This window comes from Deltaproteobacteria bacterium (assembly GCA_029858205.1).
Classification (GTDB): Bacteria; Desulfobacterota; GWC2-55-46; order GWC2-55-46; family DRQE01; genus JAOUFM01.
In genome coordinates, this window is record JAOUFM010000006.1 from 1 (window position 1) to 24,235 (window position 24,235).

The 24,235-nt window shown below is 51.7% G+C and carries 19 protein-coding genes and 1 riboswitch; of the genes, 4 read left to right on the plus strand and 15 right to left on the minus strand.

Annotation, left to right across the window (positions count from 1 at the left end; translation table 11 throughout):
• From acpS to OEV59_06190, 3 genes are all read left to right on the plus strand, one after another.
• On the plus strand, positions 1–415 hold a 415-nt coding region (gene acpS / locus OEV59_06180; GenBank protein ID MDH4227324.1), incomplete at its 5' end, for a holo-ACP synthase.
• Between the two features lie 85 nt (positions 416–500).
• A riboswitch (cyclic di-GMP riboswitch) is annotated at positions 501–586 on the plus strand.
• Positions 587–673: 87 nt separating this feature from the next.
• Positions 674–1,171 (plus strand): hypothetical protein, encoded by a 498-nt coding sequence (locus OEV59_06185; GenBank protein ID MDH4227325.1) that lies wholly within the window; start codon positions 674–676, stop codon positions 1,169–1,171.
• 163 nt (positions 1,172–1,334) lie between these two features.
• A complete protein-coding gene (locus OEV59_06190) occupies positions 1,335–1,574 on the plus strand; it encodes an Lrp/AsnC ligand binding domain-containing protein (protein MDH4227326.1) in 240 nt (79 codons plus the stop codon).
• A gap of 263 nt (positions 1,575–1,837) precedes the next feature.
• Here OEV59_06190 and xerD read toward each other — a convergent pair whose 3' ends face one another.
• The 15 genes from xerD to ispG all read right to left on the minus strand — a co-directional run bounded on the left by xerD (position 1,838) and on the right by ispG (position 22,901).
• On the minus strand, positions 1,838–2,767 hold the full coding sequence (gene xerD / locus OEV59_06195) for a site-specific tyrosine recombinase XerD (GenBank protein ID MDH4227327.1): 930 nt from the start codon (positions 2,765–2,767) through the stop codon (positions 1,838–1,840).
• A 10-nt stretch (positions 2,768–2,777) separates the two neighbouring features.
• Positions 2,778–5,411, minus strand: a complete 2,634-nt coding sequence (gene glnD / locus OEV59_06200) for a [protein-PII] uridylyltransferase (protein ID MDH4227328.1) — start codon at positions 5,409–5,411, stop codon at positions 2,778–2,780.
• A gap of 15 nt (positions 5,412–5,426) precedes the next feature.
• A complete protein-coding gene (locus OEV59_06205; protein ID MDH4227329.1) occupies positions 5,427–6,722 on the minus strand; it encodes an N-acetylmuramoyl-L-alanine amidase in 1,296 nt (431 codons plus the stop codon).
• Between the two features lie 2 nt (positions 6,723–6,724).
• Positions 6,725–9,316, minus strand: a complete 2,592-nt coding sequence (mutS, locus tag OEV59_06210) for a DNA mismatch repair protein MutS (protein ID MDH4227330.1) — start codon at positions 9,314–9,316, stop codon at positions 6,725–6,727.
• Positions 9,317–9,327: 11 nt separating this feature from the next.
• Positions 9,328–11,556 carry an alpha-amylase/alpha-mannosidase gene (locus tag OEV59_06215; GenBank protein MDH4227331.1) on the minus strand — a complete coding sequence of 743 codons (2,229 nt, stop codon included), beginning with the start codon at positions 11,554–11,556 and terminating at the stop codon, positions 9,328–9,330.
• A 4-nt stretch (positions 11,557–11,560) separates the two neighbouring features.
• Complete coding sequence (locus OEV59_06220; GenBank protein ID MDH4227332.1) at positions 11,561–12,655, minus strand: PQQ-binding-like beta-propeller repeat protein; 1,095 nt, start codon at positions 12,653–12,655, stop codon at positions 11,561–11,563.
• A 145-nt stretch (positions 12,656–12,800) separates the two neighbouring features.
• On the minus strand, positions 12,801–13,448 hold the full coding sequence (locus OEV59_06225) for a histidinol phosphate phosphatase domain-containing protein (protein MDH4227333.1): 648 nt from the start codon (positions 13,446–13,448) through the stop codon (positions 12,801–12,803).
• Positions 13,445–15,001: a DUF4388 domain-containing protein gene (locus OEV59_06230; GenBank protein ID MDH4227334.1), complete on the minus strand. Its 1,557-nt coding sequence runs from the start codon at positions 14,999–15,001 to the stop codon at positions 13,445–13,447. The genes OEV59_06225 and OEV59_06230 overlap by 4 nt, the downstream gene beginning before the upstream one ends.
• Positions 15,001–16,059 carry a hypothetical protein gene (locus OEV59_06235; protein ID MDH4227335.1) on the minus strand — a complete coding sequence of 353 codons (1,059 nt, stop codon included), beginning with the start codon at positions 16,057–16,059 and terminating at the stop codon, positions 15,001–15,003. Before OEV59_06235 ends, OEV59_06230 begins: the two co-directional genes overlap by 1 nt.
• A gap of 16 nt (positions 16,060–16,075) precedes the next feature.
• Entirely contained in the window at positions 16,076–16,570 is a 495-nt protein-coding gene (locus tag OEV59_06240) for a bifunctional nuclease family protein (GenBank protein MDH4227336.1), read from the minus strand.
• Positions 16,561–17,931, minus strand: coding sequence for a tRNA (N6-isopentenyl adenosine(37)-C2)-methylthiotransferase MiaB (gene miaB / locus OEV59_06245; protein MDH4227337.1), 1,371 nt, complete (start codon positions 17,929–17,931; stop codon positions 16,561–16,563). The genes OEV59_06240 and miaB overlap by 10 nt, the downstream gene beginning before the upstream one ends.
• A gap of 93 nt (positions 17,932–18,024) precedes the next feature.
• The gene (locus OEV59_06250) at positions 18,025–19,440 is read right to left on the minus strand and encodes a Glu/Leu/Phe/Val dehydrogenase (protein MDH4227338.1); all 1,416 of its coding nucleotides are present in this window, start codon (positions 19,438–19,440) and stop codon (positions 18,025–18,027) included.
• A 745-nt stretch (positions 19,441–20,185) separates the two neighbouring features.
• Positions 20,186–20,548 (minus strand): hypothetical protein, encoded by a 363-nt coding sequence (locus tag OEV59_06255; protein ID MDH4227339.1) that lies wholly within the window; start codon positions 20,546–20,548, stop codon positions 20,186–20,188.
• A 464-nt stretch (positions 20,549–21,012) separates the two neighbouring features.
• Positions 21,013–21,738, minus strand: a complete 726-nt coding sequence (locus OEV59_06260) for a hypothetical protein (protein ID MDH4227340.1) — start codon at positions 21,736–21,738, stop codon at positions 21,013–21,015.
• A gap of 83 nt (positions 21,739–21,821) precedes the next feature.
• A complete protein-coding gene (gene ispG, locus OEV59_06265) occupies positions 21,822–22,901 on the minus strand; it encodes a flavodoxin-dependent (E)-4-hydroxy-3-methylbut-2-enyl-diphosphate synthase (protein ID MDH4227341.1) in 1,080 nt (359 codons plus the stop codon).
• A gap of 150 nt (positions 22,902–23,051) precedes the next feature.
• Here ispG and OEV59_06270 point away from each other — a divergent pair, with 150 nt between their 5' ends.
• Positions 23,052–24,125: a sensor domain-containing diguanylate cyclase gene (locus OEV59_06270; GenBank protein ID MDH4227342.1), complete on the plus strand. Its 1,074-nt coding sequence runs from the start codon at positions 23,052–23,054 to the stop codon at positions 24,123–24,125.
• Positions 24,126–24,235: the final 110 nt, after the last annotated feature.

The following is a 24,235-nucleotide window of genomic DNA, read 5'->3' on the forward strand; positions in this document are numbered from 1 at the left end:
CACGAATTACGATACCGCAGCTGCAATTTATCGCCCGGCGGTTCTTTTATATATGGCGTATCATATCGGCCTGGACATAGTGAATATCGAAAGATTTCGCCGCTTAAGCGGTGATACTGCTTTTCTTTCCCGTGTTTTTACCCCGAATGAATTATATTATGCCGAATCAAAGAAGGCGCCTTATAAGCACCTTGCCGGACGTTTTGCCTTAAAGGAAGCCTTTTTAAAGGCCCTTGGTACCGGTATGGCAGAGGGCATATCCTGGCAGGATATAGAGGTAAGAAGAGAGCCGGGCAGGGGGCCGGTGGTCGAGTTCAAGGGCGATTTGAACCGCTACGGAAGCGGCATAACCGCTATAAAGGCATCGCTTGCGTATACCGGCACGGCTGCCCTTGCAAGTGTTGTTCTTGCGTAGGGGCCAAGGGGCGATAAAAAAAATCTTGACAAATATTTTCAGGTATATTATACTTTGAAGCGTAGAGACAATTGAATAGGTAATCATCTGCTCAGAGCAAACCGCGGGAAACTGCGGGACGCAGAGCCCCGAGGCTAAAGCCTAATAAGCCACGCCAGTCGAGCCGCCAGATGTCATGTTGTTTAATGACAATCGTTGGCGGCTATTTCTTTTTTACCCGATAAAGCCGTCCACGACCTACAACGGAGGACGCGCATCATGGACAACTCAACGTATATAAGGCAGGGCATAGAACTTCTCGCAAGCAAGCAGTACAGCGAGGCAATCACTCATTTCGAAAAGCACTTTGCTTTTGCCCAGCATCCGCTGGCAATGTCTTTCTACGGCCTGTGCATAGCAACTGTCGAGGGGCGTATTAATTACGCAAAAACACTATGTCTTATGGCCTTGAAGCGCGATCCCAAGAACCCGGACATGTATTACAACTTTGGCAAGGTGCTGTTTCTCGAAGGTAAAAAGGCCCACGCAATCAAGATATTTTTCAAAGGCCTTAAATACACCAAGGACGGCACGCATCCGCTAATCGACAACGAGCTTATAGCCATAGGCAAGCGGCGCAGGCCCTTTATATCGTCGCTTCCAAGGGCGCATTTTATCAATAAGTACGTAGGCAAAATGACCTACTTTATTTCGAACAAGTTCGGAGCATCTGCGGCGTCCCGCGCCGTAGACGTTCCGTTAACAGCCAAGGGCTGATACACTCCTTCCTATAGAAGGCCCTGGCTCCCGCGAGAGCGTCCGGAGTAGCTGCCTCCGGACGCTTTCTTCCTTTTTAAGCCCCGTAAGCGTCTTTGTTCAAGACATTGATTTAAGCAGGTATTGTGGTATATTGGAAGTACCGCAAAGGAGGCTTTTTCTTATGGCCGTAGACGCTTATATATTCATAGAATGCGAGCACGGCAAGGCGCTCGAGGTCGTTAGCCGCGTAAAGGACATCGGCGGCGTAAAGGACGTAAAGGCAGTTACCGGGCCTTATGACGTCATAGCGCTTGTGTCGGCATCGAACGTGGATGTGCTTGGCGGCGTTGTCATAGGCAAGATCCAGCGCGTTGGCGGCGTAAAGAGGACGCTTACGAACATCGTTGTAGAGAGCGAATAAGATAGTCGTCCGTTTAAGGAAGTCTCAAGTCGCATCAAATAATCTTTAGAGATATAAAATCCGATAAGGCTGCGTGGCATATAACAGCACAGGTGCTAAAGCAGAAGTAAGCACCTTAATAAGCCATCCAGATGGTCTGCGGCACCTGCGAGACCTAACAAGGCACGTGTCGCATAATGTATATTATGTCAAATAGGCTAAATGGTTGAATCACGGCAAAACAGTGTGTATTTAAAGGGTTTTTCCTGCCCTATCCTCTGGGCCTATCCTCTTGGATGGAACTTCTTATGGAGCTTCTTTAGCATCTCGCCGTGGACATGCGTGTATATCTGAGTTGTCGATATATCGGCGTGCCCAAGCATCTGCTGTAAAGAACGAAGGTCTGCGCCGCGCTCGAGAAGATGGGTTGCGAACGAATGCCGTAATATGTGTGGTTTTGTCTTTTTGGATGAAATTCCGGCAAGTTGCGCGTACTTCTTTATAAGAACCCAGAAGTTCTGCCTGGTCATGGGCTTGCCCCCTCTTCCTGTGACAAAGAGATAATTACTTCTATTGGCTTTGAGAAGCACAGGCCGTGAGTGCTCCATGTACTCGCTAATGCAGCGCATTGCCGTCTGCCCAATAGGCACAAGCCGCTCCTTGGAGCCCTTGCCAAAAGCCCTTAGATACCCGGCCTGCAGGTTTACGCTGTTCATATCGAGCCCGGTAAGCTCAGAGACCCTAAGCCCGGTTGCATAGAGGGTTTCGAGCATGGCCTTGTCCCTAAGGCCCATGGGCGTGGATGCGTCGGGAGAACCAAGAAGCGCCTCTACCTCACTAAGGCTCAGGTACTCTGGAAGCTTCCTGCCAATCTTTGGTATGTCGACTATGTCGCACGGAGAGGACTCTATGCGCCCCTTCTTTAAAAGGTGCTTATAGAACCCTCTAAGCGCTACGAGCGTTCTGGCATAACTCCTCGGGCTAAGCCCGTGTACCTTTAGCTCTGCTATGAAGGCCGAGACATCGGAAGAAGCAGCTTCTGTAATGCTTACAGAGCTGCTGCGAAGGAACACAAGATACTTCTTTAAATCACGTGAATACGACAGCAGGCTGTTTTTGGCAAGCCCCTTTTCCGTGACAAGGGAGTTTAAATAGGCGGATACGATGCGCCCATCCGGCGTGGTAAATACATCCAAAGGCGTCGTGTTGTCCATGGCGCGCCCCCTATGCCTCTTCAAGCGCCTTTGTAAGGGTGTCTTCCAGAGCAGCTACCTTTGCCGGATCCAGTATCTTCTGGCCGAATATGTCGCGTATGTAGAGTATATCGGTCGCTGTCTCGCCTTTGGTCGATATCTTTGCTATGTGGATGAACGCTCCGGCCTTCGTAAGTGTAGAGCTTATAGTATAGAGGAGCCCGAGCCTGTCCTGCGTATGAATATCCAGCACAGTGAACGCGTCCGAGACGTCGTTATCTATCTGCACGCGGGTCTTTGCCTTGGGCTTTGCCTTTTTATCGAGAATCGACGGCTTGATGGTTCCAACAAGCTTCTCTATCTTTACGCGTCCGGTGATGACCTCGGTAAGGTCGCTCTCCATCTTCTTTAACTTTACTTCGTTCGTTAGAAGCTCGCCAAGGACGTTGTTTACGTGGAATGTGTCGAGCGCGATGCCGTTTCTAAGCGTATTGATGGAAGCGCCGAGTATGTTTATCGAGTTCGCGAGCATCACGCCCGTTATCATAGAAAAAAGCCCGTGCACGTCGTCGGTAGCAACGGTGATGTCGGTATACTCCCTCTCACCAACCTGCTTTACGAGCACTGCTACGGGTGTTTTCTTTAGCTTCCTTACGAGCTTTATGTGCGAGGCTATGGTCTTCGGATTTGTCGCTAGAAAATAACGCGGCGGCAGCATCTTAAAGTACTGCGTTACCTCGTCCGTTGTTTTTTCCGTCTTTAGCGTCTCAAGCACCTTCAGGCGTATCTTCTCGATTTTCGGCGCCGTGTCCTCGGGCTCGAAGGAGCCTCTCTCTAAAACCGTAAGCACCCTGAAGTAGAGTTCCTGAAAAAGTGTCGCCTTCCACTGGCTCCATACCTCCGGCCCGACCGCCCTTACGTCTGCGAAGGTGAGCAGGTAGAGAAGGTTTAGCCGCTCGATGCTTCCGACCTTTGCCGCGAAGTCCACTATGAGCTTCTCATCATGCATGTCGCGGTACTGCGCTGTATCGGCTATTATAAGATGCCTGGCTACGAGGAACTTGACCGTTGCCGCATCGTCCTCGTTAAGCCCGAGCCTCTTGCATATCCGGGGCACCATCTCCGCGCCCTTCTCGGCATGCCCCTTGCCCTTGGATTTTCCGATGTCGTGAAAAAGTATGCCAAGGAGCAGCACCGCCCTGCTCTTTACCGAATTATAGAGAGTGGATAAAAGCTGGAACTCGCTCTTATATTCTTTTGCGAGTTTCTCCGCCTCGCGTATTGCGAAGAGCGAATGCGCGTCCACGGTATAGACGTGGTACATGTCGTGCTGCGCCCGGCAGGTGATGTCTGCGAACTCGGGAATGTACTTCTCAAGAAGCCCGACCGAATGCATCTCCGTTAACGCGGCGTACGGGGATTTGGATGCGAGTATGGAGAGAAAGGCCTCCGAAGCCTCAGGAGAAGAACGGAAACCGTCGCCGATAAGGTGCAGGCTCGATGCTATGAGGTCCTTGGTATGCTGCCCGATAACGCATTTGCCGTGTCTGGCTGCTTCCTCAAAGGCAAAAAGCATGGCAACGGGCGAGTCCTTAAATACCGTATCCTCGGCAACTTCAAGCACGTTTCTCTTTATAAAGAACCTTCCGTTTACCTTCCGAGCCTGGCCCTTTTTTTCCGTTCTCTCGCCGCTTGTAAGGCGCGATATCATGGCGCTGCTGATGCGCGAGATATCGAGCGCGTGGCGGTAATACCTGTGCGTGAACTTCTCTACCGCTATGGATTCCTTCGAGTCCTTGAGGCCAAGCACCTGCGCTATGCGTTCCTGATTATCGAAGGTCAATTGGTCGTTCTTGCGCTTCGAATGAAAATGAAGGTCGTTCCTTACCCAGTGAAGGAAATCAAGGGCCTTATCGAGGGTCGTCATATCCGTCTCTGTAAGGGAGCCTGTTTCAACGGCATCGGCCTTTAGCCCGTGCTTTGCCTTTAGTAACCAGAAGGCCGTGTGCGCGTCGCGAAGCCCGCCCTCGCCTTCTTTTACGTTAGGTTCGAGTATGTAGACCGAGCCGCCGTACTTCGAGCGTCGTAAGCGCATCTCTTCGGTTTTTTCGTCGAAAAAGCGCGCGAGGTTCGCGCCCGAGAATAGGCACTTCCACGACTCGGCGTAGAATTCGTCGAATAGTGATGCGTCGCCGCAGATAAAGCGCAGATCAAGGAGCGCGGTCTTTGTCTTTGTGTCAGTGTCGGCAAGGGCCATGCACTCCCCGGAAGACCGTATGCTAAATGCTACGTCAAGCCCCGTGTCCCAGAGAACGTAGAGTATTTCCTTTGATAACGCCTCGAGCCCGGGTGAAACCGTTCCCCTGTGAAGGAACATCAAATCGATGTCCGATCTTATGTTGAGCTCCCCTCTTCCGTACCCGCCTATGGCCGTCACGGCAAAGGAGCCCGCATCAGTAGCGTTCTTCGAGAGTTTTTCTATGAGGGCTCTTAATACCGAATCTACGGCCTTCGTGTACTGGCGCGTGATAGAGAGCCCCGATGCCGATTCCTTATGGATAGCCGAAAGGCGCGTTTCTTCTTCCAAGAGATATTTCTTTATTGCCCCGGCAAGCGCGGCGCGCTCGGTTGTGGCGCTTTCCAGAAGTTCTTCTATTGAGTTCATTTCGGCTTGCGGCGTCTATGAGGCCGTATCAAGGTATTTTACGACTGCGTCGTATATGCTATCTGCTATGAGGGAGAGATAGGCATCGCTTTTAAGGCGCTGTTCCTCGACCTGGTTACTTATAAATGAGACCTCGACAAGGATGCTCGGCATGGTCGTGTGCACAAGGACGTAGAACGGAGCGCCCTTTATGCCGTTGCTTTTCACGTCGTTATATTTTGCAGCCAAGTTCTTTGAGAGATTTTCCTGCACGACCGAGGCAAGGCGTATGGACTCGTCCCTGTTGGCCGTGACCGTTAAGTCTCCTAGTATGTACTTTAGCGTGTCGCTCATCTCTGCCTCGGAGGTCTGGTTCTCTCTTGCCGCAATGAGGAGCTCTTCCTTGTTCAGGCCCTCGAGCTTTAGAAAATACGTTTCTACGCCTTTGGCCTTTCTATTAAAGCTCGCGTTCACGTGTATGGAGACGAATATATCGGCTTCCTTGGTGTTGGCGATAGCGGTCCTCTCATCAAGAGGGATGAATACGTCTTTATCACGCGTAAGAACGACCTTGTGGTTCGTCCCGTTCTTTATCTTATCTTTTATAAGACGGGCAATCTTTAAGGTGATGTCCTTTTCCCGGGTTTTTTTCTTTCCTACTGCCCCAGGGTCTTTTCCGCCGTGCCCCGCGTCTATAACGATTAGCCTTGCCTGCTGTGTTGAGGACGGTTTTATTACCGGCGTGGTCGTTACAGGTTCTGGCTTTGGAGCAGCAGTTGTAACAGGAGGCTTTGGTGTCTCTATTGCCGCCGCAGGTACCGAAGGCGCTGTGACAGGCGTAGTAACCGTAGGCGCGGCCTTTGCCTTCTCCCTTGCAGCCTGCGAGAACTTAGAGCCTGTTCCGGTTATGTCTATGACTATTCTGTAGGGGTTTGGAAGGACAAACACCTTGTACGAATCAATGCTCTCGATATCGAGCACTATGCGCGCGGTGTCTGCCGAGAACTGCCCTGCTCTCACCACCTTTAGAAGCGCGTTGTTTATGGGGATGCTTTTTTCAACACCTTTGGCAAGGGTCGAGTTCTTTATGTCCACGAAAAGGCGGCGCGGCTTGTTTATCGTTTCATCCTCTTTTAAAAGGTGGTCTGTGTACTCCCCGGGCTTTGCATTCAAGTCTACTACCACTCGCGTGTAGTTTGGCCCGGACCAGTAGCGTATGCCCTCGACGCGCAGACCGGTCTTTGCGCCTGATAAGACAGGCATAGGTATTGCCACGAAAATGAGAGCGGCAATAACTGCAGATGCGGCTAGTATCTTTTTGGGCATGGTCATTATCAGTCGCCAGCGAGGTCCTTTAATTCGTTTAGTATGTTTAGCGCCTCGATGGGCGTAATCAAGTCTGCGTCCACTGCCTTGAGGCGTTCCTTTAGGGCATCTGTTTTTTTGTATGACAGAGGAAGATTACCCTGCCTTGCGTCGTCCTTGCCGGCAATCCTCGGAGAGCCGGAAGAGTTAAGTTCGCCGTTCTCGATGTTACGAAGTATTTCCTTTGCCCTCGCGATTACCTCTTTTGGCAGCCCCGCAAGCTTCGCTACCTGTATGCCGTAGCTTTTACTGGCCCCTCCCGGGACGACGCGGCGAAGGAAGGTGATCTTGTCGCCCCATTCCTTTATAGCCATATTATAATTTTTGACGCGCTCCTTTGTCAAGGAAAGCTCTGTGAGCTCGTGGTAATGGGTGGCGAAGAGAGTTTTACAGCCAAGAGAGACTGAGTCGTGAAGATGCTCTGCAACCGCCCAGGCGATGCTAAGGCCGTCGAATGTGGCCGTGCCCCGCCCTATCTCGTCGAGGATGACGAGGCTTCTTGGAGTTGCGTTATTTAAGATGTTCGCTGTTTCGTTCATCTCGACCATGAAGGTGGAATGTCCTTTGGAGATGTCATCCGACGCGCCTACGCGGCTAAAGATCCTGTCCACTATGCCGATAGTAGCCTTCTTTGCCGGAACAAAGCAGCCGCACTGCGCAAGTATCGTGATTAACGCGACCTGTCTTATGAAGGTCGATTTGCCTGCCATGTTCGGGCCGGTTAGTATGACGATTTGCGTGGCCACGGTGTCGAGTGCAGTGTCGTTTGGCACGAACTCGGCCCTTATTCCAGCCTCTATGACCGGGTGGCGGCCTTCCTCTATAGTAAGCTCGGTGCCGCTGTTTATCTTAGGCTTTACGTAGTTATTGTCCTCTGATACCGACGCAAACGATATGAGGGAATCAAGTGTAGCCACGGCCTCGGAGGTCTTCTGTATCCTTTCAACATAAGCGGCCACTGTCTTTACGATATCGGAGAAAAGCTCGGCCTCGAGGCTCTTTGCCTTTTCTTCTGACGTTAGTATTTTCGATTCCCACTCTTTAAGCTCAGGAGTTACGAACCTCTCGGCGTTCGCGAGTGTCTGCTTACGCGAGTACTCTGGCGGCAGACAGGCGTTCTTCATCGCGCTCTGTGTTATCTCGATATAGTAGCCAAAAACGCGGTTATACCCGACCTTTAGCGTATTGATGCCGGTTTTTTTTCTTTCCGAGCTCTCGAGCCCGGCTACCCACTCTTTTCCTCCTCCGCCGATCTTTCTAAGTTCGTCTAACTCGGCCGAGTACCCGTCGGCGATAACGCCGCCGTCCTTTAGCGTTGCAGCTGTGTTTTCTCTAACAGATCTTGCGATGAGCCCTGCTGCCTCCGGCACCGCGTCGATAGAACCGGTAATATTTTTTATCAGCGGCGAAGAAAAGTTTTTACTAAGCAGTTCTTTTAGTTCCCCTGCCCTCTCAAGCGATGCCTTTAGCGCCACCATATCGCGCGGCGAGGACATCCTTACCGCAACCTTTGCGCCAAGGCGCTCGAGGTCATAGGTCTTATCCAGGGTGTCGGCAGCCTCTACCCTCGCCCGCCGCGCCTCGATTAATTCGCCCACAGCGTCGAGCCTGGCCTTTACCCCGGCTTCGTCGATAAGCGGGCTGATGAGCCAAGAGCGAAGCGTCCTTGCGCCCATGCTCGTACGCGTTCTGTCAAGGTGGCTAAGGAGCGAGCCTTTTTTGTCGGTTGACCTTGAGTTTTCAATTAGCTCTAGACTTTTCCGCGTTGCCGCGTCCATCATCAATGCGCTGTCGGTTCTAAGACGGACAAGCTTTTTTACGTGCGTAAGCTCTGTCTTCTGCGCGTCTTTAACGTACAAGAGCAGCGCCCCTGCCGCTACGGTAGCCGCGCCTTCTGTATCAAAGCCAAAACCCTCGAGGCTTACGACCCCGAAGTGCTCCTTTAGTGCCTCTATAGCCGCTTTCTTCGAGAACTTATCCGGCGCTGCTATGATAAGCGGCCCTGCCCCGTTATCTTCCGCTCTTGCAACAGCCGCTTTGTCGCCAACGATTATCTCCGAGGGCGTAAGCTTTGCTATCTCGTCCTCGAGCACTGCGGCGCTCTCGAACTCCGAGGCCCGAAACTCCCCTGTTGATACGTCCATGAAGGCAATCCCGTGCGTCTTGCCGCTCACACTTATTGCGGCGATAAAGTTATTCAACTTCGCATCTACTATTTCGTCCTCGAGCGCCGTGCCCGGGGTGACAACCCGCACGACCTTGCGTTCGACAACGCCCTTTGCCTCTGCCGGGTTCTCGGTCTGCTCGCATATTGCGACCTTGTGCCCTGCCTTCACGAGTTTTGCGACATATAAAGCCGCTGCATGATAGGGCACGCCGCACATGGGGATTTTTTTCTCCTTGTCCCTCGATGTAAGCGCTACCCCCATGACCTTCGAGCCCACGAGCGCGTCCTCGTAGAACATTTCGTAGAAGTCACCCATACGAAAGAACACGACCGCGTCCTTGTGCCTCTCCTTTATCTCGAGGTACTGGCGCATCGCAGGGGTTGCGTTTTCGATATCCATAGCCATCACACTATCCAGTGCGTCTGTTCGTAGTCGGTATCAGGAGCCTCTATCGAGAGATACCCTCTTGCCGGCCAGCGCTCGCTTTTTTTGCCGCTCTCGTAAGAGACCTCTATAAAGAGCCTCAGCTCGTCCCTTGCCTTTGCGCCGAATACGGAAAACGGCACTGCCATCTCGACAACGCTTTGCGACTTGATTGTCTCTAACTGCACGGCATCTCCCCATGTATTGGAGCCGACGTCTTTTTGATATATGTTCGCCGAAGAGCTTGCTCCCTCGACATTCACCTCAATTTTAACCTCGCGCGGGCTAAGCGCCGTTATCTCAAAGCTCCAGGGCTTCTCGTACACGCCGTCGCTGTCAGTGAGTTCTTTTTTGTAATCGAACCTGAGAAACAATCTATCGATGCTAAAGCCGTAGAGTATTTTACCCAGCAGCCCGCCCTTTAGTTCCGAGACCTGGTGCATTGCGCCGCCTGTCTTTTGCGCCTCTATAGCTGCGGCAGAGAGCCATTCGAAATAATTTGTGACCTTGCCGTCTATCACAGGTTCCATAAAGGCGTGCGGCAATGCAGAGGGCACGAACCCGCGTTCTTCGGAGATGATGGGTATGTCGAGTGATGAAGGAGGCTCTTCGCCAAGGAGCGCGTAGACCTTTTTAAGATAAGACCGGAAAAGAAGGTCGAACTGTTTGTCGTTCATGGATGCGTGCTCGTCGCCGTACCACCAGAACCAGTCGCTGCCTTCCGCCGCGTAGAGCGCGTTCCACGCGCCTTGGATGTCCTCGTTCTCAGAGCTCGACCGTAAGGCGTGTTTCTTTATCATGTCTCTTGCGCCGCTTATCGCGTCCCACGCCGAGTTATCCTCCTGATGCCCTATCCAGATCTTGAAGTTCCCGTTTATCCACGACCCGCTCGCTATGCGCTCAAGGGGCTCAGCTGAGCCGTAAGAATTAAGGAACTCGGAAACAGTTACCGTGCGAGCGAAATCGGAGTCGGAAAGACGCGAGTAAAGTTCGCGGAAAAAATCGTTACCGTCGTTAGGATAGGACTCCCATGCGTTCTCGCCGTCGAGTATTACCGATACAAGAGAGCGTGCCGGGTCTTTTGTGACAGCGTGTATCTTTTTAATCCGCTCCATGAAATCAGCGGCAGCGTCCTTTGCCCCGAACTTCGAGTAATCGAAGCCGATTCTGTCGGAGATGACGCGGTCGCGAAATATCATGTTCATGCTGGAAGCGCCCTGCCCGACCCTGTAGGGCTTGTATATCATGTCGGTTGTCGGATGTCCGTACTTATCTCTCTCGGCCCTCTGCCTAAGAGAGGCCTCGAGTATCGCCTCGTCGGTAGCTATCCAATTTATCCCTTCCTCTGCCATTATCTTGACGGCCTCCATACTGACCGAGCCTTCGCTTGGCCACATGCCTTTTGGAGCAAAGCCGAATGTGTCCTTGAAAGACTTGATTGCCCTTCTCACGTGCTCTCTTGCGTCCTCTGGCGTCAGCACGCGTGTTTTAGGGAGCGAAACTCCCGGCATTGCTTCCCTTGCGCTGTCGCTATCGCATAGAAGCGGCAGTATCGGATGAAAGTACGGCGAGACGGTAAGCTCGATTTGCCCCTTCTCGGCCATTTCCTTATACTTGGGGATGATGGCTCGCATGATAGCCGTCTGCTTTATAAGGAGCTTTGCCTTGTCGTCTTCGCTAAAGTTCCTGCCCTTTTCAGTCAGGGCTTTTAAGAATTCGTCCTTTTCGCGAAGCATTGGGTCTATCCATGAGAGGAAAAATAGCACTTGCAGATCGCGGTACTCTTCAGTTGAGAAAAACCTTATTGCTGCCTCGGTATCTTCCCTTAGCCACGAGAACCCTCTCTTCACAAGAAGAGACCAGTACCGGCTAAACGGCCTTATGACAGTTTCCCAGTTGGCCTGGAAAAAACTTTCCAGTAAAAAGAACTTGTCGTCGGCGGTAAGCTCTTCCGAGCTCTTCGCAACGACTGCCCGGTATTTGTCGTTTACCGTATCGGACTCGTAATCCCTTATCTGTTCGATGAGAGACGGAACAAGGTTGAAGGTCTGCTTTATGCTTGGGAAGCCCTCGAGCATGGAGGGCATGTCGAGGTAGTCTTTGGTGCCGTGGAGAAGCACCCATGGAAGTATGTACTCGCCGCTAAAAGGGTCTTTGTATATCGGCTGGTGCATATGCCATACAAAGGCTATGTTGAGCCGTTTATCCATGGCGTCATACGGGGGCCTTGAAGACGTAGAGACGCCCTTTTCTGTCGATGAATGCCGCGCCGCCGTTAAACAGCGCCGGCTCCGATAGCATATATGTCCCGAACTTTTTCTCCCACACAACGGTTCCGTCCGTTGCAGAATAGACCGTGATATACGATACGTCCTTTTCGAGCCTCTTTATGCCAAGCGGCCTGTGCTTGGCGTTTCTGAAGACAAATATATGATTGCCGGACATTGCGAGGAAACTTACGGTCGAATCCTTTGGCATATCGGATATCCAGAGCACCTCTCCGGTAGAGGCCGTCATGGCCGTCATTCGCTCGTTGGTTGCCGCGTAGAACACGCCGTCCTTGATGGCAAAGTCCGAGACCCCGGTTATATCATAGCGTATTTTTTTCTCCCCGCTAATAGCGTCGTATGCAGTGACGTACCCGCCGTAGTCTATGGCATAGACCATGGAGCCGCCAAGCAGCGGGGCGTGTCTTGCGCCCCTGTCAGCCAGGTAATTGCCTGTAGAACGCGCTTGCCAGAGTTCTCGCCCTGTCGAAGCGTCAAGCGCTGCCAGGTATCCATCAGAGAACATTACATAGAGACGTCCGTCTGCGTACGCAGGCGAGTTGACGAGGCGCGGCAGCACTGTTTCGCCAGACGGGCTCGAAGCCCCCCAGAGCTTCTTGCCTGTTGCGGCGTCAAGGGCGTAGAGACGGTTATCTTCGGAAAGCATGAAAACGCGACCCTCGGCAATGACCGGGGCCGCAAGTATCTCGGCCTTGGCGTCCATTTTCCAAAGCTCTGCCCCGCTTTTACGGTCAAGGCAGTGAAATACCGTATTGACCGTTCCAAAACATACCTTATCGCCATCGACCGTAGGCGCTCCGTTTACCGGGCTCTTCGGCTTGAACTTCCACACGGTCTTGCCGCTTGTCAGATCAAAGGCGAAAAACCGGTTACCGGGTGAACCGGCGTAGAGGATGTTATCGTAGACAATCGGGCTCGATGACGTATCGGGAACGCTTAGCTTGAAAAAGCGCTGGTAAAACGTCCTGACCGAGCGTTTCCAGGTCTTTTTTAGCGGCACGTCGATGGGGCCGGGATGCATGGAATCCCTCTTATAATCGCTGTGGTGAGTGCCCCATGCCGTTTCTATAGGTGCTGCGCTTTCCGTGTCAGCCTTAGGCGCTACAGCGCCGGCGCAGCCGGATACGAAGAAAATAAAACATAAGACCAGTACTAAATTAAATCGTCTATCCAAGTATTTTCTCAAGCAAAGTTTCGGCATTTTTTCTGGCTATTTTAAACTCCTCTTCCGTCATATTGGCGCCAATGGCAACGCGTCTGGCAGTATCGACCGTTATAAGGTCGCCCGGCGAATGCGTATCGGTATTTACGATAAGACCGACACCGTGCTTTCTTGCGGCTGCCGCCACGTGGCCGTTTGTGAGGCTGTGGCCTTTTCTGGAGGTTATCTCGAAATATACGCCTGCCTTTGCCGCAAGCACAGCGTCTTCGGCGCTAACGAGCCCCGGATGCGCGAGTATGTCCACCCCTGCCCTTATGGCAGCACTGTTGGTTCCGGCCTCCACAGGCTCTACAATTGTCTCTCCGTGGCAAACGACTATTTTTGCGCCAAGCTTACGTGCCCTGGCTGCAAGCGGCCCTATGGCCTCCGGGGCAACGTGCGTTATCTCAACGCCAGGGACGACCTTTACCCTGCCGCCTTTGTATGATGCCGTGAAGCGAAGCGTCTGCTCTATTACTTCTTCCATATTGGATTCATCCACATGGTCGGTGATTGCAAGCGCCCTGTACCCTGCGGCAGCGGCCCTGGCCGCGAGCTCGGAGGCAATGAGCTCGCCGTCCGAGTTAAAGGTGTGCGTGTGAAAATCTATCATGCGCCTCCGCTTGAGGCGAAGTCGGTTGCCGAGATATGGCTCATGAAGGCCTTGAGCACCTTTATGATGCTCTCCTTCTGGTCCGTGCCGCCCTTTAACACGTTTAACTCGTCCGAGGGCTTCATGGCCGCAAGACGCTTGAAGTTCGCAGTCTGTTCGGCCGATATATCGCTGTTTGCGACAGCGACGTTTAATACCGGCACCCGCCTGTTCGTTACGATGCGTTCCTTGAACTTGTTCATGTCACCGAATGTGGCGGTATTCTCGTCCATGAGTATTATCGCGCCGATAAGGTTCGGATAGAACGTTATCATCAGCGGCACCATCGCGAGGTTGCACGGCACGGAGTAAAAGGCGATATCCAAGTCTCCGTAGACCCTTATGGCCCCTATCTCGCCGAGTATGAAGTCCTCTATCTTCGAGCCGCCTTTAAGGTCCAACGGGCTTCTAAAGTCCGGAAGTTTCGAACACGCGGCCACGAAGTCCTTTGCAAGTGCCGGGGACGGAGATGCCACGAACACGCGGCCAAAGTTCACGTTCAGGTTCTCGCCCCACTTGCCTATGACCTGTTCCTTTATCCTCACGGCCTGTGCAGGAGTCACAATGCTAAGCTTGTCGGTATCAGGGCCGCCGGTGTCCTTTACCTCGGATAAGATATTTCTCTGTATAAGATTCCTTATGGTCGTGTATGCGTCGTAATCCGGGAAGGAGCAGTGGTCGACAAGCTCCTTTACCGTCGAGTAGTACTTCGTAAGGAATATTATTTCTGAAATGGCCGGCTTTAGCCCCTTTGGAAGCGTTGCGGTGTCGACGTTAACCTTGATAAGGGAATTATCGCGCGGGAACTTGTCTTTATCCCTCTCGAACTCATCGAAGAGCCTGGCGCCTTCCATTAGAAGGTTTCCTGTCGGCACGTCGATTTTTTGCGGCACGTTAACAGGCTCCGGCACGAACTCAAAGGCCCCTTTGGGCCACATGAAGAAGCGGTAGAGGGCCTTTTCCTTCTCGGCCTCGGCAACGGTAGCGTTAAACACCTGGCCGCCCTTCATGTATATCTTGCCGACGTGCTTGTCGCCCTGTATGGTAAGGACGCCTTCCTTCTGGTTAAAGTGCAATACCTGAAGAAGATCCACAAGCGACATCTGCGCCAGGTCTCCCCTGATGTGCCCTGCCGCGTCCGCGCCGGAAGCTATAAACATGCCCTGCTTTACTACGCCGTAGAGCTCGCCCCAGTGGAATGGACGTACGAGTATCGTGTCAGTGCCAGGACGGTAGCCCTTTACGTCGGTCTGCTTGTCCGCTATGAAGACAAACGGCACGGACGCCGTCTTAGGGTTGCTTTTTACCATCTGAAGGAGCCTGTCTGCGGTAACGCCTGCGATGTTTACGTCGCATATTATGACGCCAGGGGCACGCTTTATGACCTCTTCCATGGTCTTTGCGCCGTCATTCGTAACGACGTGCTCGAGGGCGTTTTCCTTTAGCCCTTTTGTAATGGAGGAGGTATCCTCGTCGTTTTTCAGCGCGAGCAGTATGTATTTGGTCTCGGCCATTAGAGCTGCTCCTGCAGATACATGTCTCTCTGGAACTTGGTGATAAGACCCTCGACGATATACGGGTTAGCAGTGTGGAAACAGTTATACGTCTCCCCCCAGCTCTCTTTGCATATAAGCGCATAAGCCGCGTGCTCGGTAAGGAAGAACGTAAAGAGCATCTCGGTTACTCGCGGGTCGTTTATGGTAATGGCAATGGCATTACGGATGTCGGCGTTCTTGTCGACGTGCTCGCCGACGAGAAAGACTTTTGTAGAGCTCCTGCCCATGTTCTTTATGGTCTTTAGTATCGGCAGGTCTGCGGATATGTTCTTTGCGCCTATGTAAAGCACGCCGCGCCTGTCGGGGTTTCGTATGATCTCTTTTATGATAGCGTCGTTGATGCGGCCGATATAGTCCATGTTAAAATCGCTATTGCCGCCGGCATCGAAGGTCTGGAAGTCGTAGCCCGAGAGGCTCCCGGAGGTAAGAAGCGCAACTACCTCCCAGAAGAGCTTTGTCTTTAGCTGCTTTTGCTCCCAAAACGATGTCTTTATCTCGTGGAGCCTTGTGGTGGCCATGTTAACGAGCTCGCCGTACCCGACCGAATCCTTCGGGAACGTGGACTGCGACACCACGACAGATGCATGCGGGTCGCCCTTGTGCGTGTAGGGCTCGAGCGCCTTGGTGAGCTTCTTTAGCGTTATCAGGGAGCCGAAGTAATCGGTATTGGGAAGCACCATCAGCACGCGCCGCTCATCGAGCTTTCCGGCAACGTCGCAGTTGCGGATTACCTTGATGACGATGTCGGAAACTATCTTCATGAAGGACTCGAGCTCCGCGCCCTCGGCCTTTCTCGCGCCGCTAGCGAAGCTGTCTACCTGAAGAAGTATCACCGAAAACGACATGCCGTAGCGCTCGGCCCTTACGCTCTCTATCTTTCCGTACTCGTTTACGAAGAAAGAGTCGTAGATGCGCCCTTCGATGCTCTTGGTCATTTCCTCGAGCCTCGATGGCTTTGACGCTGCGGCCTCTTCGGCCTCGGAAAGTTTTTCGAAATCTACGAAATTATCGGACATTATTCTCTCTGCCCCGCTACATCTTGTACTTCCCGAAAGATTCGGGAGTAAGGTTCTCAAGCGTTTCACCGCCGGCCTTAGAGCCGTCGGCGGTCTTCGGCGCCTTGGAATAATCCACCGAGCGCGACTTTTCTATTATGGACGCCTCCACGAATATCGGCGACGACATCCGAAGCGCAAGCGCTATGGCATCGCTTGGCCTCGCGTCCACGGCTATGACAGCTCCGGCGTGGTTTAGATGTATTGTCGCGTAGTAGACGTTTTCCCTCAAGTCGTTTACCTCTATCCTCTTTAGCGAGACATCGACCTTATCGAGCACGTTCCTGAAAAGGTCGTGCGTCATCGGGCGCGTAAACTTCATCTTCTCTACCTCCGAGGCTATCGCGCTTGCCTCGAGCACGCCTATCCAGATGGGAAGCGTATTGTCGGAGTTTACGTCCCTAAGTATCACTATCGGCGCATTTGTCATGGGGTCTACGGTAATGCCAGCCACGCGCATCTCTATAAACACGGCACAATCCCCCTTTCATCCTTTGCTTCTACTGTAACGGCCGCTCCGCGTAGCGAATTCGCGTACGCCTTCTCTATTCTCACGCCGACCTCATCCCCTGCCGCTATCCCCTTTGCCTTCGGAAAGTTTACGGCCCTCGAGCACGGAGACCTTCCGGTTAAATCGTCTGCCGAGACCTTGCTTTCGCCCTCGACAAGAACTTTCACAGTTTTACCTTCGAGCGCCCTGCTCTTTTCAAACGATATGGCGCGCTGGAGCGTCTGTATCTCTTCGAGCCGTATTGCCTTCACGTCCTCGTCTACCTGGGCATCAAATGCAGCTGCCTCTGTGCCCGGGCGCGGCGAGTACTTGAAGGAAAATATATTGTCAAAGCGAACGTTCTTTAAGAGCCTTATCGTTGCCGCGTGGTCCTCATCAGTTTCTCCGGGGAATCCGGCTATTATGTCTGTTGTAAGCGCCATGTCCGGGTAAAGGGTCTTTAGCCTCTCGACCTTTGCCATGTAGGACTCGATTGTATACCCGCGCTTCATTGCCTTTAGCACGTTATTGGAGCCCGACTGCGCCGGAAGGTGCAGCGCCCTCTGGAGCTTTTCTTCTTTGCCAAAAAGCTCGATTAATTCATCCGACATGTCCTTGGGGTGCGATGTGACGAACCTTACGCGCTTTATGCCGTCGACATTCGCGACCATGCGTAGCAGCTCGGGAAAGCTCTTTTCCCCTGCGTAGGAGTTGACGTTTTGCCCGACAAGCGTTACCTCTCTTGTGCCCTTGTTGGAGAGTTGTTTGACCTCGTCGATTATCTCGCTAACGCTTCTGCTTGCCTCCCTGCCCCTTACATACGGCACGATGCAATAGGCGCAGAAGTTGTCGCACCCGCGCATGATGCTAACGAATGCCTTTACTCCCGCTTCTTCTGCAACCTCGTACTCGTCTCTGTCGATGCCTTCCTTAAAGTCCGTGTACGCTGCCCTTATGCCTGTTTCAGCGCCTTTTACTATGTCGCCTATCTTGTGGATGTTGTGCGTGCCAACGACCACATCCAGAAACGGCGCCCTCTTTAGAAGCTCCTCGCCAGATTGCTGCGCAACACAGCCGCTAACGCCGATAAGGAGCCCGGGCTTATCCTTCTTCATGAGCTTATAGCGTCCAAGTGTCGAGTACACCTTGTGCTCGGCCTTGTCCCTTATGCTGCAGGTGTTTACGAGGATTAAATCAGCTTTCTCGGCGTCTTCGGTTGGAATGTAGTTATTCCTACGAAGCCGCTCGAGCATCCTTACCGAATCGTCCTCGTTCATCTGGCAGCCGAAGGTCTCTATGTAGACGCATTTGCTTGATTTTTCGGCTTTTTCGACAATGTCCATAAGTCAATAAATTAACCCGAAACAGGGCTATTAGTCAAGGATTGTAAAAGGTATAGAAAACCCGCACAGATAGGTACAGAACCCGGCCCTGCCTCAGTACACACCCATGGCATGGTAAGCGCGTTCTATTTTCTCTATGGCAATGTAATACGCCGCGGTTCTGTAGTCGGTTATGGCAGGGTTTTGCGCCATGACTTCGCGAATTTCCTGCCATGCTGTACGCATCGTATCGTCAAGGCCAGAGTACACGAGGTCAAGCTCGTCAGCTCCGCGAAGCAGTTCCTTATACGCCCATTCAGGGAGCTTCTTACCGGTGATTTCCTCGATTGCCTTTGTGATGTGCTGGCCCCTTAGCTCGTCGAAGCGCCTGCCCATCCTGCCAAACCGTATGTGCCCGATGTTCCTTACCCATTCAAAGTAGCTGACTGTAACGCCGCCGGAGTTAAGGAACGCGTCCGGGATGACTGTGATGCCGCGCTTTCTAAGTATCTCGTCTGCCTCGAATGTGGTCGGGCCGTTTGCAGCCTCGGCAACTATCTTAGCGTTTATCCTTCCCGCGTTCTCTTCGGTGATTACGCCTTCCATCGCAGCTGGCATGAGTATGTCGCATTCAATCGTCATGGCCCCGGCCCTGTCCTCGCCAAATGAGCCGCCTGAGAAGCCTTTTACTCCGCCTGCCTTGATTATGTGCGCCCTCAGGTCGTCTATGTTGATGCCCTTGGGGTTGGTTATAACGCCATCACGCTCGATTACTGCGATGACCTTGACCCCATCTTCCTCTGAAAGGAACTTTGCCGCGTGGTAGCCGACGTTGCCGAGCCCTTGCACGACCATGCGCTTATTGGAAAGGTCTCCGGAGAGGCCGCATTTCTCGACATCATCGATAAACCTAAAGAGCTCGCGAAGCGCGTACTGTATGCCCTTTCCCGTTGCCTCTGTCCTGCCCCTTACACCTCCAAGGTGCACTGGCTTTCCGGTAACGCACGCGATGTAGTTTATGTCCTCTGGATATAAATTCTTATAGGTGTCCATTATCCAGGCCATTTCCCTCGGGCCTGTGCCCATGTCCGGGGCCGGGACGTTTGTTGCGGGGCTTAAAAAGCCGCGGATTGCGAGCTCTCTTGCGTACGCGCGCGTGATTCGCTGAAGCTCGTCGCGTTCGTATTTTAGCGGGTCTACACAGAGCCCGCCCTTTGCGCCGCCAAAGGGCACGTCAACGATTGCGCACTTGTATGTCATTAAGGAAGCAAGCGCCTCGACCTCGTCCTGATTAACGTCGGATGAGTACCTGATGCCGCCCTTTACAGGGAGCATGTGGGAGCTATGTGTTGCGCGATATCCGGTGAACATCTCGGTCTTGCCTTTGATTTCCACCGGGAACTGGACTTTGATAACAGCGTTACACTGCTTAATAGCTGCCGCAAGGCCGGGGCTTAATTTTTTTACAATCATCGCCCTGTCGACCATCAGGTCTACGTTCTCGCGAAAGCTTTTCTTTTTATTTGGCATATGGAAGTGTCCTTTTTAGTTTGCCCCTGCGGGGCGGCTTTGAAGTATTAGACCTGCGAGTCAAAATGACAACTTCTTCGTCATTCCCGGCAGGCCGAGGGCCTGCACCCAAATGTAAAAACAATTCCTCCCACCACGTCATTCCCGCGCTCATTTGGGCGGGAATCCAGCGTCTTACCTTATTTCCTCCCCTTTACAAGGGGCTGGGCTCCCGTTGCGCGAAGCCATTGCAACGGGAAGCGGAGGGGTAAAATCTGTCTGTCATCCTGAACTTGATTCAGGATCCATTTTTAAAAAATCGAGATGCTGAAATGAATTCAGCATGACAAAAAGTTTCGTCATTCCCGCAGAAGCAGAAATCCATTTTTCTAAAAAAACTTTGCGCTGGCCGCGCGGCTTTGGCCGTAAGGTCTGCAAGGCTGCGACCCCGCCGCATAACCACCTCACGTATTGCCCCGCTTAAATCGCTTCGCTCATGCAACCCCGGCAATACGTCCGCCCCTTATGCGGCCCGCTTAAGCCTTGCCTGGCCTCACGGCCGGGGTTTGAAAAGAATCAAGCGCCGTAACCCCTCACCTTTATCCTCTCCCCAATGCGATTGGGGAGAGGAAATTCTTCTGCTGGTTCGGGTTTATAACCCGAACCGAAAAGTTTTGGTTCAAGTTGCAAACTTGAACCAGCGAAATAAAAGATGGGCAATGCCCGCCCTACGCCGAATAGATGGTGGGCCGTGCCACCCTACTAACTACCCATCTTTTACATTCTCAGCTTTCATTCTTTTAATTTTCTCGTCACGCCACGCCTCGTATTCTTCCCGTAATTTTGTCAAAACAACATAAGGGTCTTCGCTATAGTTTATACCTTTCACTATTGAACTTATACTAGCAGTAGTGCCAAAACCTTTTTCTGAAGCAATAAAGTAATTCCAGCCTAAATCAGTTCCAACCGATTCTATATCATTTAAAACAAAAAAAATCAGGTCCAATGTTTGCCACATAGATTCAAGCACCTCAAGAGATCCGTACATTGATCCTCTTTTTTTAGATGCTTCCATGATTCCATCTATAAGCCGTTTTATTTTAACTATTTTTTCTTCTGGCTCGCCCACAAACAACTCCTCTAATAATTACCTTGTCCATTACAACACAGTCTTAACAACTGGGGTGGCACCACCTAAAACTTGGGTAGAAAACTTCTGCTGGTTCGGGTTTATAACCCGAACCGAAAAAGTTTTGGTTCAAGTTGCAAACTTGAACCAGCGAAAAATCGAGATGCTGAAATGAATTCAGCATGACAAAAAGTTTCGTCATTCCCGAGGTATTAATCGGGAATCCAGCGTCTTTGAAGCTTTACCCCTGCGGGGCGGCTTTTGGGTATGAGGCCTGCAAGGCTGCGACCCCGCCGCACGGCCTCCTCGCATCAAACCCTGCCTTAAATCGCTGCGCTCATGCTCCCCCGGTTTGCCGCCCTCCTCCCGTGCGGCCCGCTTAAGCCTTGCATGGCCCCATACCCGGGGATTTGAAAAAATCAAGATGACATGCTTTATAAAACACTTTATGCGCCATGTCTTTTTTACCAAGCCTCGGCATCTTTCAGTCGCTCGACATCATAAGTTAATTGTTTAATCATTTGACGTACATACCAATAAAGACCTTCGACCTTTAGCAATATTGCATAGCCATGCGTTCTTCTGACTTTAATTATTGCGCCAGACATACCTTCAGGACGAATGTCAGTTTCCAATTGTTGGATAGCCAACTCGTCCATGCCTGGAGAGTCCCGATCAATTTTTAATGCAACAATTGCTCTATTACCAGGAAAAATTTCCTTTATTAAGTCAAAATCGAGCTTAGCCGCATTATGTATCAATGGATTCCTAAAAACGTGATAAATTATTCTTGCAGCATACTCTGGTGCTACTCCGCTTTCTTTGGGTCCCCCGTCCCAAGGAAAGTACTCTTTTACTACTTTTTTAAAGTTATCACTAGAATCCTGTTTTTGCTCTTGGTTATAAAAAACTACGGAACATCCTGCTATAACCGAAAAAAGAATTGTAGCAATTGAAAAATTTAATCCTGCTTTAATCCCATGCTCTGGCATTGGAAGTCGCAACATTGCATGTATATCTTTTAAAGAATTGTTCTCTATATTTCCCCTTATGAATTTTCTTAGTTTCTCTGAAATTTCAGGATTAATATTTAACTCCGAATAACTCACTTTCCCTCCACCCCCAAAAACCGCCAAGTTTGCCGTCAGGCGAGGCAGCGGGCGGTTTTGCTCCGCAGGCGTATTCGACAATACGTCGAGGAAGTAAAAACGCCCGCTAACGACGCATCACGGCAAAATCGGCGGTTTCCTTTTGTCCAAAGGTTGCGCTTGCATCAAACCGCCTTCGCCGCCTTCCTCTCCTCAACAAGCGATAAAACTTCTCTTACCATCCTCTCAACAATTTCGTCTTCCTTTATTTTCGCAACCACCTCGCCGCTGCGGTAGATGAGCGCAACACCGTCGCCCCCTGCCATTGCAACGTCGGCTTCTTTTGCCTCTCCGGGGCCGTTCACAACGCACCCCATTACTGCTACTGTGACGGGCTCTTCAACGTGCGAAAGGCGTTTTTCGATTTCAAGCGCGATTTTTTCAGAGTTAAGCCTTATGCGGCCGCATGTGGGGCAGGAAATGATGTTTATGCCGCGCTTTCTGATTTCAAGGGCCTTTAGTATCTCCCACGCAACGCGCACCTCTTCGACCGGGTCTGCTGTAAGAGAGACCCGAAGTGTAGAGCCGATGCCCATATGTAAGAGCACTCCGATGCCGACCGAGGACTTGATTGTGCCGGAGAAAAGTGTTCCTGCCTCGGTGATGCCAAGGTGGAGAGGATAGTCCGATACCTTTGAGAACGCCTCGTACGCTGCTATTGTCGAGTTCACGTTTGAGGACTTAAGGGAGACTTTTATATCGTGGAAGCCTTCATCTTCGAGAAGCTTTATATGGCGTAGCGCGCTCTCGACCATTGCCTCGGGTGTCGGGTGGCCGTACTTTTGGAGAATGTCCTTTTCTAAAGACCCTGAGTTAACGCCTATGCGTATGGGCGCTTTTCTGCTGTTTGCCGCGCGCGCGACCTCTCTAACCCTGTCCTTGCCGCCGATGTTACCGGGGTTAAGCCTTAGTCCGTCTGCGCCTGAATCTAGAGAAAGAAGCGCGAGTTTGTGGTCAAAATGAATGTCCGCGATGAGCGGTATGGAGATGTTCTTCTTTATTTCCTTTATCGCCTTTGCTGCTACCTCATCTGGCACTGCCACGCGCACTATTTCGCACCCTGCCTTTTCGAGCTTTAGGATTTGCTCGATAGTTGCGGCAGTGTTCGAGGTATCGGTGTTTGTCATGGACTGCACGCGCACGGGAGCGCCTCCGCCAACAGTAACCCCGCCTATGGAAATTTGTCTTGTTTTCCTCTTTGCCATGTGCTTAAAAACCCCGAAATCCGTAATATTATTAAGATACTACATAACAAGATAAAGTTAAAGTAAAAAAACGGCTGCGTTTGTGGCTATAACCTCCCTAATTTCAAGGGATTTCTTGCATTTGTGCCGATTATGATGTATATTTTAACAATGGAGAGAACCAAGCCATTTCTCGACGAGGCCACGCGGGAGGCCATCGAGGCAATACGCCATTCCGACCGTATCCTTGAGCTAAAGACCTTTAGCGAAATAGGCAAGGCGCTTACGTCCTCTGTCTCTCTAAACGAGGTCATGGAGGTCGCGCTCGAGCAAATCACAAAACTTCTAAGGGCAAAGTACTGGTCGCTTCTCCTGATAGACGAGGTAGCAGGAGAACTGAAATTCGAGATAGCCGTTGGTGAAGGCGCTGACAAGCTAAAGGAAATGCGGCTAAAGCTTGGCGAAGGAATCGCCGGCTGGGTCGCGGAAAAAGGCGTTCCGCTGCTTGTCCCGGACGTTCGCAGAGACCCGAGGTTTACGAAAAAAGGCGACAATGTGACGAACTTCCAGACGCGCTCAATCATCTGCGTCCCTCTTGTCACAAAGGGCAAAACACTTGGCGTAATAGAGCTTATAAACAAAGTCGAAGAGGACTTCTACGGCGAGCAGGACCTCTTTCTCCTCACCACCATGGCCGACTATACGGCCATAGCAATAGAGAACGCCCTGCTCTTCGACAAGATACAGCAATTGACCGTCACAGACGATTTGACGCAGCTTGGGAACTCGAGGTTCCTGCACACGTTCCTCGACCAGGAAGTCGAGCGCGCAAAGCGCTACGACGAGCACATATCCATGATATTCATCGACATGGACCACTTTAAGCAGATAAACGACGTGCACGGCCATCTCTGCGGCAGCAAGATGCTAACCGAGTTCGCGGGCATATTGAAGCGGGTTTTGAGAAAGGTCGACATCGCGTGCCGCTACGGCGGTGACGAGTTCGTAATAGTTTTACCGGCCACGCCAAAGGACAAGGCAAAAATCGTTGCAGAAAAAATTCTCACCGCGTGCAACGAGCACGTGTTCCTCAAAGAAGAAGGCCTCAATAAAAAAATGACGGCCAGCATCGGGGTCGCTTCCTTTCCAGTGGACGCCAAAAGCAAGCTCGAACTCATACAGCTTGCCGACCATGCCATGTACCGCGTAAAGAACCGATCGAGAAACGCGGTGGAGGTGGCGTAAAGCCTGCCTTAGATACGGAATATTTGCTTGACACAATCACATTAATTCCAAAAAGTAACGTATGCCGCTTATTCATCGGGAAGCGGCAAGTAAAGTATATTGTGTTAAAA

What these genes read in the sequence shown, in the direction of transcription:
- OEV59_06185 (MDH4227325.1), top strand. Translation starts at nt 674, where the DNA reads ATGGACAACTCAACGTATATAAGGCAGGGCATAGAACTTCTCGCAAGC.
- OEV59_06190 (MDH4227326.1), top strand. Translation starts at nt 1,335, where the DNA reads ATGGCCGTAGACGCTTATATATTCATAGAATGCGAGCACGGCAAGGCG.
- xerD (MDH4227327.1), bottom strand. Translation starts at nt 2,767, where the DNA reads ATGGACAACACGACGCCTTTGGATGTATTTACCACGCCGGATGGGCGC.
- glnD (MDH4227328.1), bottom strand. Translation starts at nt 5,411, where the DNA reads ATGAACTCAATAGAAGAACTTCTGGAAAGCGCCACAACCGAGCGCGCC.
- OEV59_06205 (MDH4227329.1), bottom strand. Translation starts at nt 6,722, where the DNA reads ATGACCATGCCCAAAAAGATACTAGCCGCATCTGCAGTTATTGCCGCT.
- OEV59_06215 (MDH4227331.1), bottom strand. Translation starts at nt 11,556, where the DNA reads ATGGATAAACGGCTCAACATAGCCTTTGTATGGCATATGCACCAGCCG.
- OEV59_06220 (MDH4227332.1), bottom strand. Translation starts at nt 12,655, where the DNA reads ATGCATCCCGGCCCCATCGACGTGCCGCTAAAAAAGACCTGGAAACGC.
- OEV59_06225 (MDH4227333.1), bottom strand. Translation starts at nt 13,448, where the DNA reads ATGATAGATTTTCACACGCACACCTTTAACTCGGACGGCGAGCTCATT.
- OEV59_06230 (MDH4227334.1), bottom strand. Translation starts at nt 15,001, where the DNA reads ATGGCCGAGACCAAATACATACTGCTCGCGCTGAAAAACGACGAGGAT.
- OEV59_06235 (MDH4227335.1), bottom strand. Translation starts at nt 16,059, where the DNA reads ATGTCCGATAATTTCGTAGATTTCGAAAAACTTTCCGAGGCCGAAGAG.
- miaB (MDH4227337.1), bottom strand. Translation starts at nt 17,931, where the DNA reads ATGGACATTGTCGAAAAAGCCGAAAAATCAAGCAAATGCGTCTACATA.
- OEV59_06250 (MDH4227338.1), bottom strand. Translation starts at nt 19,440, where the DNA reads ATGCCAAATAAAAAGAAAAGCTTTCGCGAGAACGTAGACCTGATGGTC.
- ispG (MDH4227341.1), bottom strand. Translation starts at nt 22,901, where the DNA reads ATGGCAAAGAGGAAAACAAGACAAATTTCCATAGGCGGGGTTACTGTT.
- OEV59_06270 (MDH4227342.1), top strand. Translation starts at nt 23,052, where the DNA reads ATGGAGAGAACCAAGCCATTTCTCGACGAGGCCACGCGGGAGGCCATC.